This is a genomic window from Rathayibacter sp. AY1C9, assembly GCF_002932315.1.
Taxonomy (GTDB): Bacteria; Actinomycetota; Actinomycetes; order Actinomycetales; family Microbacteriaceae; genus Rathayibacter.
Map to the genome: position 1 here is coordinate 193,232 of NZ_PSVZ01000003.1, position 15,734 is coordinate 208,965.

A 15,734-nucleotide genomic window follows, 5' to 3' on the forward strand; every position below is an offset into this window, starting at 1 on the left:
GGACGGTGCCCCCGTGCACTCGGCCCGGCTCAGGCCAGCGCGCCGAAGCGGAGGAGCGGCACCTGCGTCTCCTCCGGCGTGAGCGACCCGTGCTGCCCGATCATCGAGCGGCCGGAGGAGTCGTCCGCCGCATAGTAGGCGATGGTCCTCCGCGCCGCGACGAACACGTCGCCCATCCGCTCGGCCGCCGCCGGAGAGACCTCGCCGAACCAGCCGCTCACGGCGACCTCGTCGCGCGTCGCGATCCAGGCGCGTGCGCCCTCCGCCTCGATCCAGCGCCGCGCCACCTCGTCGGGGTCCACACCCGGCTCGAGGTGCAGCTGCAGGCAGCGGGGCTCTCCGCCGAGGTGCCGGACGCCCTCGAGCAGCGGTCCCCGCTCGACGAGCACGTGCGAGGACGCCGGAACGTCCACGATGCCGTGGTCGGCGGTGACCAGCACGCTCTCGCGGGCGGAGAGCCCGCGGACCGCTCCGCCGACCTCCCCGTCCAGGAGCTCGAGCGCTGCCGTCCACTCCGGCGACTCCCAGCCGCGCGCGTGCGCCGCCTGGTCGAGCTCGGGGACGTAGAGGTACACGAGCTGCCGGCCGCCCTCGTCGAGCAGGGCGCGCGCCGCCGTGAAGCGCTCGGCGACGCCGCCGGCGGAGTGGTACTCGGCGCCGCGCAGGATCGCCCGCGTGAGACCGGAGCAGGCGTACCGCGCTGGGCCGATCACTCCGGCCCGGACACCGGCGGCCGAGGCCTGCTCGAAGACCGTGGGGTGGGGCTGCCACGTCTCGGGCATCATGCCCTCGTCCCAGCCGGAGAGCTGGTTGACCAGGCGGTCGGAGGCGCGGTCGAGCACGCGGTAGCCGACCATCCCGTGCCCGCCCGGGCGCAGGCCCGTCGTCAGGCTCGCCAGGGCCGCCGCGGTGGTCGTCGGGAAGCCCGAGACGAGCGTGGTGCCGCGGTTGAGGGCCGGAGCGAGCGTGCGCGAGTGGCCCCCGCGCTGGCGGAGGTTCGCGGCACCCAGGCCGTCGACGAGGACGACCACGATCCGCTCGACGCGGGGCGAGCCGAAGAGGCCGGGGCGGCCCAGGAGCGCGTCGAGGGCGCCCGGCAGGACGTCGGCGAGGCTCCGCCGCCCGTCGGGGGCTGGCGGTAGCATGTGGGTCATCGCGCCCAGTTTCGCACAGCGCCGCCGTCCCCGCCGGGCCGGTGCAGCGGAGCGTCCGCGTGAACGGGAGGGCCGGTCCCGTCCGCGAGGCGCCGTCTCCGCTCCGCCCGTCCCGTCGAGCGCCGCAGGGCGGTGCAGTCCCCCGCCGCCGCCCCGCGCCCGCCACCGAATCGAGTCATGAACGCTGCAGCCCCCTCCTCCGGATCCTCGCTCACCGAGCGCATCGAGGACGTCGACGTCTCGGCCGAGATGGAGGGGTCCTTCCTCGAGTACGCGTACTCGGTCATCTACTCGCGGGCCCTGCCCGACGCCCGCGACGGCCTCAAGCCGGTGCAGCGCCGGATCCTCTACATGATGAGCGAGATGGGGCTGCGGCCCGATCACGGCCACGTGAAGTCGGCCCGCGTGGTCGGCGAGGTGATGGGCAAGCTGCACCCGCACGGCGACGCCTCGATCTACGACTCCCTCGTCCGCCTCGCCCAGCCGTTCACGATGAGGGTCGCCCTCGTCGACGGGCACGGCAACTTCGGCTCCCTCGACGACGGCCCGGCCGCGGCCCGCTACACCGAGGCCCGCCTCGCCCCGGCCGCCACGGCCATGACCGAGCACCTCGGCGAGGACGTCGTCGACTTCGTCCCGAACTACGACAACTCGCACGACCAGCCCGAGGTCCTCCCCTCCGCGTTCCCGAACCTGCTGGTCAACGGGGCCAGCGGCATCGCCGTCGGCATGGCGACGAACATGGCGCCCCACAACCTCGTGGAGGTGATCGGGGCGGCCCGGCACCTGATCGCCCATCCCGACGCGTCCCTGGACGACCTGATGTCGTTCGTCCCCGGACCGGACTTCCCGAGCGGTGGCACGATCGTCGGCCTCGCCGGCGTGCGCGACGCCTACGCGACCGGCCGGGGCGGCTTCAAGACCCGCGCGCGCGTCTCGGTCGAGAGCATCACCGCGCGCAAGTCCGGCCTGGTCGTCACCGAGCTGCCCTACCTCGTCGGCGCCGAGAAGGTCATCGACAAGATCAAGGACGGCGTCCAGAACAAGAAGCTCAGCGGCATCTCGGACGTCACCGACCTGACGGACCGGGACAACGGCCTCCGGCTCGTCATCGGGATCAAGACCGGCTTCAGCCCGGAGGCCGTCCTCGAGCAGCTCTACCGCTACACGCCCCTCGAGGACGCGTTCTCGATCAACAACGTCGCGCTGGTCGACGGCGGCCCGCGCACCCTCGGCCTGAAGGAGCTGCTGCAGGTCTACATCGGCCACCGGGTGCAGGTCGTCACCCGGCGGACCCGCTACCGACTGCGCAAGCGCCAGGAGCGGCTGCACCTGGTCGAGGGCCTGCTCATCGCGATCCTCGACATCGACGAGGTCATCCAGCTGATCCGCGGGAGCGACGACACCGCGGCGGCGCGGGCCCGGCTGATCGAGGTCTTCGACCTCAGCACCCTGCAGGCCGACTACATCCTCGAGCTCCAGCTCCGCCGCCTCACGAAGTTCTCGCGCATCGAGCTCGAGACCGAGCGCGACACCCTCCTCGCCGAGATCGCCGAGCTCGAGGCCCTCCTCGCCAGCCGCTCACGGATCGACGAGCTGGTCTCGGACGAGCTCGACGAGGTCGCCCAGCGCCTCGGGACCCCGCGGCGCACCCTGCTCACCGAGGCGCGTCCCTCCGTCGCCACCACCGGGCGGAAGGCCGCCGCGGTGCTCGAGATCGCGGACGTGCCCTGCCGGGTGCTGCTGAGCACCACCGGCCGCATGGTGCGGGTCGACCGCGACCCCGAGGCCGCTCCCCACCCCGAGCGCGCCACGCGCCGCTCGAAGCACGACGCCGTCCTCAGCGTGCTCGACACGACCAGCCGGACGGAGATCGGCGCGGTCACCAGCGCCGGTCGGCTCCTCCGCTTCTCGCCGGTCGACGTGCCCGCCGTCCCCTCCTCCTCGGTGCAGCTGGGCGCGGGCGTGCGCATGAGCGACTACCTCCCGCACCTGGCGAAGGACGAGCGGGTGCTCGCGCTCGTCGCCCTCGACGACGAGCGGCCGATCGCGCTCGGCACCCAGCAGGGCGTCGTCAAGCGCGTCGCGCCGGGCGAGCTGCCCAACCGCCCGGACATCGAGCTCATCGCCCTGAAGCCGAAGGACGCCGTCGTGGGCGCGGCCGCGTCGGGTGAGGAGGACGAGCTGGTCTTTGTCACCGGCGAGGCCCAGCTGCTGCGCTTCCCCGCGTCCGCCGTCCGCCCTCAGGGCCGGACCGCCGCGGGGATGGCCGGGGTCAAGCTGGCCGAGACCGACGACGTCGTGCACTTCGCCGTCGTCGCCGCCGAGGACCGGGACGAGGCCGTCGTCGCGACGGTCGCCGTCGACAGCTGGGCCCTCTCGGGGACCGACACCGGTAGTGCGAAGGTCTCGCCGTTCTCGGAGTTCCCCGCCAAGGGCAGGGCCACCGGCGGAGTCCGTGCGCAGCGCTTCCTCAAGGGTGAGACCGCCCTCGGAGTGGCGTGGGTCGGCCCCGGTCCCGCGCACGCGCTCGAGGCCGACGGCTCGGTCGCCGCGCTGCCCGACTCCGGGATGAAGCGCGACGGCTCCGGCGTGGCGCTCGCGGCGCCGATCGCGACGATCGGAGCGGCGCCCGAGGTGTTCTGAGCCCCGCGGCTCAGACGTCGATGCGGTCCCGCGACAGCGACTCGGACCCGCGGACGATGAACTCCTTGCGGGGCGCCACGTCGTTGCCCATCAGCAGCTCGAACACCCGGCCGGCGTTCTCGGCGTCCGCTACCCGCACCCGGCGGAGGGTGCGGCGGGAGCGGTCCATGGTCGTCGTGGCCAGCTGGTCCGCGTCCATCTCGCCGAGCCCCTTGTAGCGCTGGATCGGGTCCTGGTAGCGGCGGCCCGCCTTGCCGAGGGCCGCGAGCACGCTCTGCAGCTCCTTCTCGGAGTAGGTGTAGATCGTCTCGTTCGGCTTCTTCCCCGCGTTCATCACCACGAGCCGGTGCAGCGGAGGCACGGCGGCGAAGACGCGCCCCGCCTCGACGAGCGGCCGCATGTAGCGGAAGAAGAGCGTGAGCAGCAGGGTGCGGATGTGGGCGCCGTCGACGTCGGCGTCGCTCATCAGGATGATCTTCCCGTAGCGGGCGGCCGAGAGGTCGAAGGAGCGGCCGGAGCCGGCTCCGATCACCTGGATCATCGAGGCGCACTCGGCGTTCGAGAGCATGTCGGCGATGCTCGCCTTCTGCGTGTTGAGGATCTTCCCCCGGATCGGCAGCAGGGCCTGGTACTCGCTGTTGCGGGCGAGCTTGGCGGTGCCGAGGGCGGAGTCGCCCTCGACGATGAAGAGCTCGCTGTTCTCGACGTCGCTGCTGCGGCAGTCGACCAGCTTCGCCGGAAGGGAGGAGGACTCCAGCGCGTTCTTGCGGCGCTGCGTCTCCTTGTGCGCGCGGGCCGAGATCCGCGACTTCATCTCGGCGACGACCTTCTCGAGGAGCTGGGAGGTCTGCGCCTTGTCCTCGCGGCGCGTCGAGGAGAACACCGCGCCCAGCGTCGAGGCGATGGTGGAGGCGACGATCGCGCGGACGGCGGGCGTGCCCAGCACCTCCTTCGTCTGGCCTTCGAACTGCGGCTCAGGGAGCCGCACGGTCAGCACGGCGCTGAGCCCGGCGAGGACGTCGTCCTTCTCGAGCTTGTCCGAGCCGACCTTGAGGCGGCGGGCGTTCGCCTCCACCTGGGAGCGGAGCAGCTTCAGCAGGCCCTGCTCGAAGCCGGTCTGGTGCGTCCCGCCCTTGGGCGTCGAGATGATGTTCACGAAGCTGCGCATCACCGTCTCGTAGCCGGTGCCCCAGCGCAGGGCGATGTCGACCTCGCAGGTGCGCTCCACCTCGGTGGGCACCATGGCGCCGCCGGGGGTCAGCACCGGCACGGTCTCGGTGAAGGTGCCGGAGCCGGTGAGGCGCAGCACCTCGGTCACGGGGGCGTCGGGGGCGAGGAACTCGACGAACTCCGAGATGCCGCCGTCGTAGCGGAACATCTCGGCGCGGCGCTCGTCCGCCCGGTCGTCGACGATGTCGATCGTCAGGCCGGGGACGAGGAACGCGGTCTGCCGGGCGCGCGTCACCAGGTCGTCCGTCTGGAACGAGGCGCCCTTCGTGAAGATCTGGCGGTCGGCCCAGTAGCGCACGCGCGTACCGGTGACGCCCTTGGCGACCTTCCCGACGACCGTCAGCTCCGACCCGTTCTCGAACGGCGTGAACGGAGCGTCGGGGGTGGGCTCGCCCGCGTCGGCGAAGCGCCCGGGCTCCCCCCGGTGGAACGACATCCGGTAGGTGCGGCCGTTGCGGTCGACCTCGACGTCGAGGCGCTCCGAGAGCGCGTTGACCACGGAGGCGCCGACGCCGTGCAGACCGCCGGACGCCGCGTAGGACCCGGAGCCGAACTTGCCGCCCGCGTGCAGCTTCGTGAACACGACCTCGACTCCGGAGAGCCCCGTCTTCGGCTCGATGTCGACCGGGATCCCGCGCGCGCGGTCGCGCACCTCGACGCTGCCGTCGGCGTGCAGGAGCACGCTGATCTCGGTCCCGTGCCCGGCCAGCGCCTCGTCGACGGAGTTGTCGATGACCTCCCAGAGGCAGTGCATGAGGCCGCGCGAGTCGGTCGATCCGATGTACATGCCGGGCCGCTTCCGGACCGCCTCGAGACCCTCGAGGACGGAGAGGTGGCGGGCGTTGTAGTCGGTGGAGGCCATCCGCCCAGTCTACTTTCGGGAACCGCTCCGGCCGCGGTGGCGCGGCACCCGACGACAGCACGATGGCCGCTCGGCGCGGGGCCCCTACGCGCAGAGCGAAATGCCGACCGATCGACTCCGTGCGGAAACAATCGCGTGCTTGGATGGGTTCCACTAAGCAGAGATCGAAGAACGAGTGCAGGAGGCCAAGTCATGTCGACCACAGCAACCCAGAACGGCGTGGACGAGCTCGCCGGTGCCCACCAGCTCTCCGCCGCCGACCGCTGCGACAGCTGCGGTGCCCAGGCGTACATCCGAGTGGTCGTGAACAACGGAGAACTGCTGTTCTGCGCGCACCACGGGAAGAAGTACCAGGAGAAGCTCTCCAGCATCGCCCAGAGCTGGCACGACGAGTCCGCCCGACTCTTCGAGGAGCAGCGCCCCTAGCGCGTCCCCGATCAGCCCGGACGGCGCGTCAGCGCCCTACCGACCGACACCGAGCCGCTTCGCGATCACATCGCGAGCGGCTCGTGCCGTTTCATCGACCAGGCGGAGACGCTCGTCCGACGGGGAGTAGGCGTCGCCGAGGGCGCGCCGCAGGATCGCGTCCGCGAGCGAGGGGTTCTTCGCGAGGACGGGGCCGTGCAGGTGCGTGCCCAGAAGGCCTCCCTCCGCGTAGCCCTCGTGGCCGGCGCCGTCGCCGGTACCGTGCAGCACTCGGCCGAGCGCGTGCTCGAGCGGGATCCCGGTCATCCGGCGCTCGTGGTTCTCGAATCCGACGAGGACGCCGCCCGGCGTCTCGACGAGGAGGTCGTCGGTCGCGCGCTCGCCCGTGACCGAGTCTCCGGGGAACAGCCCGATCCCCCGGGCGCCGCCCGCGGCCGTGCTGATCGAACCGGCCAGCATCTCCCAGCCGGCTCCGACCGCGACCACCTGAGTGCCCTGGTCGACCCAGGCCCGCAGCGTCGGCGCGATCTCGTGGAGGAGTGCCAGGACGCCCGGGAGGTCCTCGTCCGCTCCCGTCCCGGCGACCAGGACGTCCGGACGGACCTCGGCGTCGGAGGCGGTCACCAGCGGCACCACCTCCGCCTCGACGCCCGACCAGCGCGCCCGAGCCGCGAGGACCCGGGCGTTCGCCGCGTCGCCGTTGCCGTCCAGGACGTCGGGAGCGAGCACGGCGATGCGGAGGGTGGTCACGCGGTCTCCTCGCGGTTGGTGACGAGCTGCAGGTGCGCACGGGTGCGGCGCATCGAATCGGCCGAGAAGACGATGGTCTTCCGGCCGGAGGCGGGGGTCGGCAGAGCGAGGAACGCGTCGAGCGCGCGACCCAGGTCCTCGTCGACGGAGTCGACGCGCACGCCGTCGTAGCGCAGGTGCAGCGCCGCCTCGTGCGCCTTCGACCCCGAGACGACACGGACGTGCCCGAGCACGGAGGTGTCCACGGGCCAGAAGTAGGAGGGGTCTCGGACGTCGGAGCCGATCGCGAGCATGATCTGCTCGGTCCCCTCGGGGATCTCCGCGATGTTCAGGCGGTAGCTCGCCGGGTTCTGGACCAGGACGAACTCGACCTCGTGGCCGCGCACGGTGACGATCTCGCCCCGCCCGAAGACGGGGTCGATGCTCGAGAGCGCGGAGGCGGCGAGGGCCGGGTCGAAGCGCTCAGCGAGCACGGCGCGGGCCGTGGAGACGGCCGCCGCGGCGTCCACCGCGTAGTGGACGCCCCGCGCGGGGAGCCGGACCTCGAGCGGGTCGCCGTCGCTGACGATGCGCGCGGCCGCTCCCGTCGTGCTCTCGACGACGGTGGTCGCACGGTCGGTCCCGGCCTCCGCCTCCGCGGCGTAGCCGAGACCGCCCGACGCGGAGTCGCGGACGGAGGAGGAGACGCCGTACCAGCGGATCCGCTCGTCGGGGAGGGAGGTCGCGACATCGGCGACGTGGCGGTCGTCGGCGTTCAGCACGACGGGACCGGTCGCGCGGGAGGCGATGGTGCCGAGCATCCGGGCGACCATGGCCGGATCGAAGAAGCGGTCGATCTGGTCGACCACCACGTTCGTCAGCAGGACGACGCGGGGGCGCATCCGGGGCGCGAGGCGCGCGCCGTGACCCTCGTCCATCTCGAGGACGGCGATGTCGGCGTCGATCCGTCCGCGGAGGTCCGCCTGCTCCAGGAGCGCGGAGGTCAGCCCCTGGGCGATGTTGGCCGTCGAGGGGTTGGTGAAGACCCGGAGCCCGTGCGCGCGGAGCACCGCGACCAGCATCTTGGTCGTGGTCGACTTGCCCGCCGATCCCGTGACGACCACGAGGCCGTCCCGGAATCCGTCGAGCACCGCGGGCAGGAATCCGGGCGCGACACGGTTCACCACGAGTCCGGGCACGGCGGATCCCCCGCCGGGCTTCCGGACCCGCGCGGCGAACCGGGCGGCCCTCCCGAGGAGGACCGCCGGCGCGTAGCGGATCACCGGCCTACTCGAGGTAGTCGCGGAGCGACTGCGAGCGGGACGGGTGGCGGAGCTTGGCCATCGTCTTGGACTCGATCTGACGGATGCGCTCGCGCGTCACGCCGAAGGTGTCGCCGATCTGGTCGAGCGTCTTCGGCATGCCGTCGCCGAGGCCGAAGCGCATGCGGATCACGCCGGCCTCGCGCTCCGAGAGCGAGTCGAGCAGCGACTCCAGCTGCTTCTGCAGCATGGTGAAGCCCACGGCGTCGGCCGGGACGACCGCCTCGGTGTCCTCGATGAGGTCGCCGAACTCGCTGTCGCCGTCCTCGCCCAGGGGCGTGTGCAGCGAGATCGGCTCGCGCCCGTACTTCTGCACCTCGATGACCTTCTCGGGGGTCATGTCGAGCTCGCGCGAGAGCTCCTCGGGCGTGGGCTCGCGGCCCAGGTCCTGGAGCATCTGGCGCTGCACGCGGGCCAGCTTGTTGATGACCTCGACCATGTGCACCGGGATGCGGATGGTGCGGGCCTGGTCGGCCATCGCGCGGGTGATCGCCTGGCGGATCCACCACGTGGCGTAGGTCGAGAACTTGAAGCCCTTGGTGTAGTCGAACTTCTCGACCGCACGGATGAGGCCCAGGTTGCCCTCCTGGATGAGGTCGAGGAACTGCATCCCGCGACCGGTGTAGCGCTTCGCGAGGCTGACGACGAGCCGGAGGTTCGCTCCGAGCAGGTGGCTCTTCGCGCGCTGGCCGTCCTTCGCGACCCAGCGCAGCTCGCGGACGAGCTCCGGGCTGAGGTCGGTCGAGTTGGCGAGCTTGTCCTCGGCGAACAGGCCGGCCTCGATGCGCATCGCGAGCTCGACCTCCTCGGCCGCGTTCAGGAGCGCGACCTTGCCGATCTGCTTCAGGTAGTCCTTGACCGGGTCGGCGGTGGCGCCGGTGATCGCGGTCGAGTAGACCGGGACCTCGTCGTCCTCTCCGCCGAACGACAGGACGAGCGCACCGCTCGGGAGCGGCTCGGCCGGAGCGGCGACGGCAGCGGCGGCCGGGGCCTCCGGCGTCTCCGCGTCGTCCTTCGCGTCGGTCTCGGTGTCCTCGGCGACGACCTCGGTCTCCTCCTCCTCCGCCGCCTCGTCGGGCTCGACGGCGTCGGTCGGCTCCTCCTCGGTGTCGGCGGGAGCGGCGGCCTTGGTCGTGGCGCGCGAGCGGGTCGTCTTGGCCGCGGTGGTCTTGGCCGCCGTGGTCTTCGCCGCGGGCTTGCGCGTCGCGGGCTTCTTGGTGGTCGTCGTCACGTCGTCGTCGACGGCGTCGAGCGTTGCGGTCTTGGTAGCTCTGGTGGCCATGGCGGCACCTCTCCATCCGTTGCGTCCCGGGGGCGGGCGGCGCGGGAAGGCGTCGTCCGTCGGTGGGCATTACGAGGACCCATGTCAAGTCGAGGACGTCGCACGCCCGACGTGGGCCTGGTGCTCCTCGACCCGAACGGGTCCTATTGACAATTATTGCACGTCTGACTAGTGCAGCCGTGCGGTGCGGTGCGAGTGGGGCTCGATCCGGCGGGATCCGGGCCGTTCCGCTGGGACATCGCGTCTGCATAAGGGCGGATCGACGGACGACCATCAGCGCCCCGCGCGGCCGCGGCGCATCCGGTCACTCAGTGCAACCCAGAGAGGGGCCACGGTTATTCCCTCGTCCTCGGCCAGGCGGCGGCGGGTCCGGCGGCGCGCGACGACGAGTCCGACGACTCCGGCGCCGACCACCACGTACTGCACGCACCACGCCAGGCGGAAGTGCTCGAGCGAGTAGGTCTGCTCGGAGGAGGCACCGGGACCGGCCAGTGCGTCGAGGATCAGGCCGATCGCGAACATCATCGTGAAGCTGGCCAGGAACCCGCCCACGTTGACGACTCCGTTCGCCGCGCCGAGGCTCCGCGAGGGGTTGAACGTGCGGGCGAAGTCGAACCCGATCATGGAGCCGGGGCCGCCCGCTCCGACGACGATCAGGAGCAGCACCACGAGCCAGTACGGCGGGACGCCGGGCCAGAGCAGCAAGACGGTCCAGGCGACCGCCATCGCCGAGACGATCCCGAGCACGAGGTTGCTGCGGCGCATGGGGTGGCGAGCGGTCAGGACGCCGAGCACCGGCCCGACGACGATCCCCGCGATCACGACGATCGTGAGGGTCGGCGCGGCGACGGTCGGCGGCAGGCCGATCGCGTAGACGAGGAAGGGGTAGCCCCAGAGCAGCGTGAACACCGTGCCGGAGGACTGCGTGACGAAGTGCGACCAGAAGCCGAGCTGCGTCCCCGGCCGGCGCAGGCTCACTCCGAGCTGCGCGATCGTCGCCCGGAGCGTCGGAGGCACCACCGTGATCGGCTCGGTGCGCGGCGGGACGTCGGCGACCAGGAGGAGCACGCCGAGGAAGGACACGGCCCCGAGGCCGGCGGCGCTGAGGAACGCGGGCTCCCAGCCGAACGTGTGGAGGATCGCCGCGAACGGGAGTGCGGAGAGGATCTGGCCCACCTGGCCGATGTTGCCGATCCACTGCGAGAGCTGCGGCACGATCGGTCCGCTGAACCAGGTCACCGTGAGGCGGATCACGGAGGTGAAGATCGCGGCGTCCCCGGCTCCCAGCAGGATCCGCCCGACGATCGCGACGCCGATGCCCGGCGCGATCGCGACCACGACCTGGCCCGCCATCATCAGGGCCGTGCCCGAGAGGATCAGGGTCCGCGGGCCGAACCGGTCGATGAGGATCCCGACTGGGATCTGCATCCCGGCGTAGACGATCAGCTGGACGACGGCGAGCGACGAGAGGACGGCGGCGGCCACCCCGAACCGTTCCGCGGCGTCCACTCCTGCGACGCCCAGCGTCGTGCGGTCCAGGACCGCGACGAGGTAGGCGAACGCTCCGGCACCGAAGACGAACCAGGCTCGACGATCACGCACTCGTCCGATCCTACGGCCGCTCAGGAGGCGGTGGGCTCCTCGCCCGGGCGGCGGATCGCGAGGAACTTCTCGAGCTCGGCGGCGATCGCGTCGGCGCTGGGCACGAAGCCGTCCTCGTCGGTGAGCGGCGAGCGGAGGCTCGTCCCCTCCATGTAGGTGTCGTGCCGCGCCTCGAGGGCCGAGACCAGCTTCTGCAGCTCGTCGTTGCCGCCGACCTGCTCGTCGACCTTGCCGAGGAACTCCCGCCCGCTCTCGCGCAGGCGGTCCGTCGGGAAGATGAGGCCGGTCGACGCCGAGATGCTCTCGAGCGCCGCGACCGCCGCCTGCGGGTACTCGGTGTCCGACAGGTAGTGGGGGATGAGCAGCGCGAAGCCGACCACGGTCAGACCGCGCTCGTAGAGGCGCAGCTCGAGCAGGTGGAGGACGTTCGAGGGCACCTGCGTGTGCGGCTTCCAGACCGACATCGCCTCGATCAGGTCCTCGCGGTTGCCGCTCACGGTGACGCCGACGGGCCGGGTGTGCGGCACGGGCATCGGGATCGCCTGGACCCACGTGGTCGAGGCGACGTCGAGCCGCTCGAGGAGGGAGACCACCGCGCGGGTGAACCGCTCCCACTGGAAGTCGGGCTCGAAGCCGGTGAGCAGGAGGAACGGCTGGTGCAGCTCGTCGTGCGCGAGCGAGAGCCGGAGCATCGCAGGACGGTAGTCCGTCAGGTGGTCCTGGTCGAAGGTGATGATGGGGCGGCGGGCCCGGTAGTCGAGCAGCTGATCCTGGTCGAAGACCGCGACTTCGCGGTGCTCGAGGGTCTCGAAGAGGTACTCCCCCAGCTGCCCCACCGCTCCCCCGGCGTCGGCCGAGCCGGTCAGGCCCGCGACGAGGTGCAGCCCGCGCGGGATCTCGGAGAGGTCGCCCTCGATCTCGAACAGGTCTTCCGGATCCAGCATGCGTCCAGTCTAAACGGGGGTCCCGGCGCCCCGTCCGGGTCCGCTGAGCCCTCAGCGAACAGCGCCTAGCATTGCCGCCATGCCCCTCTCCTCTCTCGAGTACTCGACCGTTCCCGCCTCCGACATCGACACCGACGCCCTCGTCCTCGGCGTCGCCCCGGGACCCGACGGTCCCCGGCTCGTCGGCGCGGAGGGCTTCGAGGAGCTGGCCCCCGCGCTGAGCGCGCTCGGCGCGACCGGCGCCGCCGAGACGCTCGTGCGCGTGCCGTCCTCGGTCCGTGCCGGAGTGATCGTCCTCGTCGGACTCGGCTCGGCGGAGCCCGACGACACCGCGCTGCGGAACGCCGCGGGCGCCGCCGTCCGCCTGCTCGCGGGGTCCGCCTCCGTCGCCCTCTCCCTCCCGGCCGGCTCCGACGGCACGCTCGCCGCGGTCGCCGAGGGCGCCGCGCTCGGCTCCTACTCCTTCACCGCCTTCCGCGGCAGCACCGCCGCCGCGGCGAAGGCGCCCGTCGAGCACGTCGTCCTGCTGGGCGGCGGCGAGTCGGCCGACCCCGCCGTCCTGGACCGGGCGCTCGTGCTCGGCCGCGCGGTCGGCACGGTGAAGGACCTCGTCAACACTCCCCCGTCGCACCTCTACCCGCAGACGCTGGCCGAGGCCGTGCAGACCGGCGCCGAGGGACTGCCGCTCGAGGTCACCGTCTGGGACGAGGAGGCCCTCGCGGAGGAGGGGTTCGGCGGCATCCTCGGAGTCGGCAGCGGCTCCTCCCGCCCGCCCCGCCTCGTGAAGGTCGCCTACGCGCCCGAGGGCGCGAGCACCCACCTCGCCCTGGTCGGCAAGGGCATCACCTTCGACAGCGGCGGACTCTCGCTCAAGCCGCCGGCCTCGATGATCGGGATGAAGACCGACATGGCGGGCGCGGCGACCGTGTACGCCGTCGTGCGCGCCATCGCGGAGCTCGGCCTCCCGCTCCGCGCGACCGCCTGGCTCTGCATCGCCGAGAACCTCCCCTCCGGGACCGCGATCCGCCCGGACGACGTGCTCACCGTGCGCGGCGGGACCACGGTGGAGGTGCTGAACACCGACGCCGAGGGCCGACTGGTGCTCGCCGACGGCCTCGTCGCCGCCAGCGAGGAGCAGCCCGATGCGATCATCGACGTCGCGACGCTGACCGGCGCCTCCGTGGTCGCCCTCGGCAACCGGACCGTCGGCGCTCTGGGCGACGACGAGCTGGTCTCCCGCGTCCTCGACGCCGCCCGCGCGGCGGGAGAGCCCTTCTGGCAGATGCCCCTCCCCGCGGAGCTGCGACCGCTGCTGAACTCGGACATCGCCGACATCGCGAACGTCAAGCCGGGCAACACCGCCGGCGGCATGCTCCTCGCCGGCCACTTCCTCCGCGAGTTCGTCGGGAAGCGCGGCGAGGGCGAGGACGCGACCACGATCCCGTGGGCGCACCTCGACATCGCCGGCCCCTCGAGCAACGGAGGCGGCGGCTACGGCTTCACCGGAGCCGGCGCCACGGGGGTCTCGGTGCGCGCGCTGATCGCCCTGGCCGAGGGCTTCGCGAGCGCGTAGTAGGGTCGACGGGGCGGGAGATCCCGCCTCGTCCCCCCTCCCGATCCGCTCGGCGCTCAGCGTCGGAGCCGGTCGGCCGGGAAGCGGGACCGCACGTCGCGAGGGAGTCACTGGGTGTCGGAAGAGCGCTACGACCTGGTCGTGCTCGGAGGTGGCAGCGGCGGGTACGCGGCGGCCCTCCGGGCGACGCAGCTGGGGATGAGCGTCGCGCTCGTGGAGCGCGACAAGGTCGGCGGCACCTGCCTGCACCGCGGATGCGTGCCCACCAAGGCACTGCTGCACGCCGCCGAGCTGGCGGACGGCGCCCGCGAGGGAGAGAAGTACGGCGTGCTCTCGAGCTTCACCGGGATCGACATGGCGGGCGTCACGCGCTACCGCGAGGGCGTCGTCGCCGGCAAGTACAAGGGGCTCCAGAGCCTCGTGTCCTCGCGCGGCATCACGGTCGTCACGGGCGAGGGCCGTCTCACCGCGCCCGGCACGGTGACCGTCGGCGAGCACGTGCTCCACGGCGCGTCGATCGTCGTCGCCACCGGGTCCGCCTCCCGCACCCTCCCCGGCATCGAGATCGGCGGCCGGATCCTGACGAGCGACCAGGCTCTCGAGCTCGACCACGTGCCCGCGAGCGTCGTCGTCCTCGGCGGCGGAGTGATCGGCGTCGAGTTCGCGAGCGTCTGGCGCTCGTTCGGCGCCGAGGTCACGATCGTCGAGGCCCTCCCCCACCTCGTCCCCAACGAGGACGAGAGCGTCAGCAAGCAGCTGGAGCGCGCCTTCCGCAAGCGGGGCATCGCCTTCCAGCTGGGATCCCGCGTCGCGTCGGTCTCGCAGAGCGAGGGCGGCGTCTCCGTGTCGCTCGAGAGCGGCGCCACGGTGGAGGGCGAGATCCTGCTGGTCGCCGTCGGCCGCGGCCCGGTGACCGCGGGCATCGGCCTCGAGGAGGCCGGGGTCCGCCTCGACCGCGGCTACGTGCTGACCGACGAGCGCCTGCAGACCTCCGTCCCCGGCGTGTACGCCGTGGGCGACATCGTGCCGGGGCTCCAGCTCGCGCACCGGAGCTTCCAGCAGGGGATCTTCGTCGCGGAGGAGATCGCCGGTCTGGGGCCGCAGGTCGTCTCGGACGTCAACGTCCCGAAGGTGACCTACAGCGACCCCGAAGTGGCCTCCGTCGGCCTCGGCGAGGCCCGCGCGATCGCCGAGTACGGCGCCGAGCGCGTCGCCGTGTACGACTACGGCCTCGGCGGCAACGCCCGGAGCACGATCATCGGGACCACCGGCTCCGTGAAGGTCGTGCGCCTGGTCGACGGCCCGGTCGTCGGCGTGCACATGGTCGGAGCCCGCGTCGGCGAGCTGATCGGCGAGGCTCAGCTCATCGTGAACTGGGAGGCGCACCCCGAGGACGTCGCGCCCCTCGTGCACGCGCACCCCACTCAGAACGAGGCGCTCGGCGAGGCGCACCTCGCTCTGGCCGGGAAGCCGCTGCACGCCCTGTAGAACCACTGCGGTGCGGCGACCCGCCGCTTCCGCATCAGTAAGCTGGACATCGAAACACAAGCGTCTTAAGGAGACAGGCTCATGAGCGAATCCGTCAGCCTCCCGGCACTCGGAGAGAGTGTCACGGAAGGAACGGTCACCCGCTGGCTGAAGAACGTCGGGGACCGCGTCGAGGTGGACGAGCCCCTGCTCGAGGTCTCGACCGACAAGGTCGACACCGAGATCCCGTCGCCCGTCGCGGGAGTGATCGAGGAGATCCTCGTCCAGGAGGACGAGACCGTCGAGGTCGGCGCCGAGCTGGTGCGCATCGGAGACGGCTCCGGAGCCGCGTCGGCGTCCGAGCCCGAGGCTCCCGCCGAGGAGGCCCCTGAGGTCCAGGCCGCCGAGACCGAGGCCACTGACGAGGCGACCCCGTCGGTGGACGCCGAGAGCGACGCCGAGGCGCCCGCCCCGGCCGAGCCCGAGCCCGCCCCGGC

Annotated in this window: 12 protein-coding genes; 5 read left to right on the plus strand and 7 right to left on the minus strand. The window is 72.3% G+C overall.

Going from position 1 to position 15,734, the window contains the following annotated elements; all coding sequences use genetic code 11:
- Positions 1 to 29: 29 nt before the first annotated feature.
- Positions 30 to 1,154, minus strand: a complete 1,125-nt coding sequence (locus C5D09_RS04275) for an alkaline phosphatase family protein (RefSeq protein ID WP_258066910.1) — start codon at positions 1,152 to 1,154, stop codon at positions 30 to 32.
- 177 nt (positions 1,155 to 1,331) lie between these two features.
- On the opposite strand from C5D09_RS04275, the gene C5D09_RS04280 reads away from it, so the two are divergent.
- Positions 1,332 to 3,800, plus strand: coding sequence for a DNA topoisomerase (ATP-hydrolyzing) subunit A (locus C5D09_RS04280; protein WP_104268676.1), 2,469 nt, complete (start codon positions 1,332 to 1,334; stop codon positions 3,798 to 3,800).
- Between the two features lie 10 nt (positions 3,801 to 3,810).
- On the opposite strand, the gene C5D09_RS04285 is transcribed toward C5D09_RS04280, so the two are convergent.
- Positions 3,811 to 5,892, minus strand: coding sequence for a type IIA DNA topoisomerase subunit B (locus tag C5D09_RS04285; RefSeq protein ID WP_104225230.1), 2,082 nt, complete (start codon positions 5,890 to 5,892; stop codon positions 3,811 to 3,813).
- 192 nt (positions 5,893 to 6,084) lie between these two features.
- Here C5D09_RS04285 and C5D09_RS04290 point away from each other — a divergent pair, with 192 nt between their 5' ends.
- Positions 6,085 to 6,318, plus strand: a complete 234-nt coding sequence (locus C5D09_RS04290; protein WP_068212876.1) for a hypothetical protein — start codon at positions 6,085 to 6,087, stop codon at positions 6,316 to 6,318.
- 36 nt (positions 6,319 to 6,354) lie between these two features.
- Here the strand turns inward: C5D09_RS04290 and C5D09_RS04295 are convergent, their stop codons facing one another.
- The 5 genes from C5D09_RS04295 to C5D09_RS04315 form a co-directional block, all read right to left on the minus strand.
- A complete protein-coding gene (locus C5D09_RS04295) occupies positions 6,355 to 7,068 on the minus strand; it encodes a type 1 glutamine amidotransferase (RefSeq protein ID WP_146085600.1) in 714 nt (237 codons plus the stop codon).
- The gene (locus tag C5D09_RS04300) at positions 7,065 to 8,330 is read right to left on the minus strand and encodes a Mur ligase family protein (protein ID WP_104268678.1); all 1,266 of its coding nucleotides are present in this window, start codon (positions 8,328 to 8,330) and stop codon (positions 7,065 to 7,067) included. The genes C5D09_RS04295 and C5D09_RS04300 overlap by 4 nt, the downstream gene beginning before the upstream one ends.
- Before the next feature lie 4 nt (positions 8,331 to 8,334).
- Entirely contained in the window at positions 8,335 to 9,651 is a 1,317-nt protein-coding gene (locus C5D09_RS04305) for an RNA polymerase sigma factor (protein WP_104232561.1), read from the minus strand.
- Between the two features lie 273 nt (positions 9,652 to 9,924).
- Positions 9,925 to 11,253 carry a nitrate/nitrite transporter gene (locus C5D09_RS04310; RefSeq protein ID WP_104268679.1) on the minus strand — a complete coding sequence of 443 codons (1,329 nt, stop codon included), beginning with the start codon at positions 11,251 to 11,253 and terminating at the stop codon, positions 9,925 to 9,927.
- Positions 11,254 to 11,273: 20 nt separating this feature from the next.
- Positions 11,274 to 12,197, minus strand: a complete 924-nt coding sequence (locus C5D09_RS04315; RefSeq protein ID WP_104238748.1) for a proteasome assembly chaperone family protein — start codon at positions 12,195 to 12,197, stop codon at positions 11,274 to 11,276.
- Between the two features lie 79 nt (positions 12,198 to 12,276).
- On the opposite strand from C5D09_RS04315, the gene C5D09_RS04320 reads away from it, so the two are divergent.
- The 3 genes from C5D09_RS04320 to C5D09_RS04330 all read left to right on the plus strand — a co-directional run.
- Positions 12,277 to 13,770: a leucyl aminopeptidase gene (locus C5D09_RS04320; protein ID WP_104225226.1), complete on the plus strand. Its 1,494-nt coding sequence runs from the start codon at positions 12,277 to 12,279 to the stop codon at positions 13,768 to 13,770.
- A gap of 114 nt (positions 13,771 to 13,884) precedes the next feature.
- Positions 13,885 to 15,258 carry a dihydrolipoyl dehydrogenase gene (gene lpdA / locus C5D09_RS04325; RefSeq protein WP_104268680.1) on the plus strand — a complete coding sequence of 458 codons (1,374 nt, stop codon included), beginning with the start codon at positions 13,885 to 13,887 and terminating at the stop codon, positions 15,256 to 15,258.
- Positions 15,259 to 15,339: 81 nt separating this feature from the next.
- Positions 15,340 to 15,734, plus strand: a 395-nt coding sequence (locus tag C5D09_RS04330) for a biotin/lipoyl-containing protein (RefSeq protein WP_308471467.1), incomplete at its 3' end; no start/stop codon positions are given.

Bases quoted from the DNA above. Each gene is read 5' to 3' on its own strand.
- C5D09_RS04285 (WP_104225230.1), bottom strand. From the start codon at position 5,892: ATGGCCTCCACCGACTACAACGCCCGCCACCTCTCCGTCCTCGAGGGT.
- C5D09_RS04290 (WP_068212876.1), top strand. From the start codon at position 6,085: ATGTCGACCACAGCAACCCAGAACGGCGTGGACGAGCTCGCCGGTGCC.
- C5D09_RS04305 (WP_104232561.1), bottom strand. From the start codon at position 9,651: ATGGCCACCAGAGCTACCAAGACCGCAACGCTCGACGCCGTCGACGAC.
- C5D09_RS04320 (WP_104225226.1), top strand. From the start codon at position 12,277: ATGCCCCTCTCCTCTCTCGAGTACTCGACCGTTCCCGCCTCCGACATC.
- C5D09_RS04315 (WP_104238748.1), bottom strand. From the start codon at position 12,197: ATGCTGGATCCGGAAGACCTGTTCGAGATCGAGGGCGACCTCTCCGAG.
- C5D09_RS04280 (WP_104268676.1), top strand. From the start codon at position 1,332: ATGAACGCTGCAGCCCCCTCCTCCGGATCCTCGCTCACCGAGCGCATC.
- C5D09_RS04275 (WP_258066910.1), bottom strand. From the start codon at position 1,154: ATGACCCACATGCTACCGCCAGCCCCCGACGGGCGGCGGAGCCTCGCC.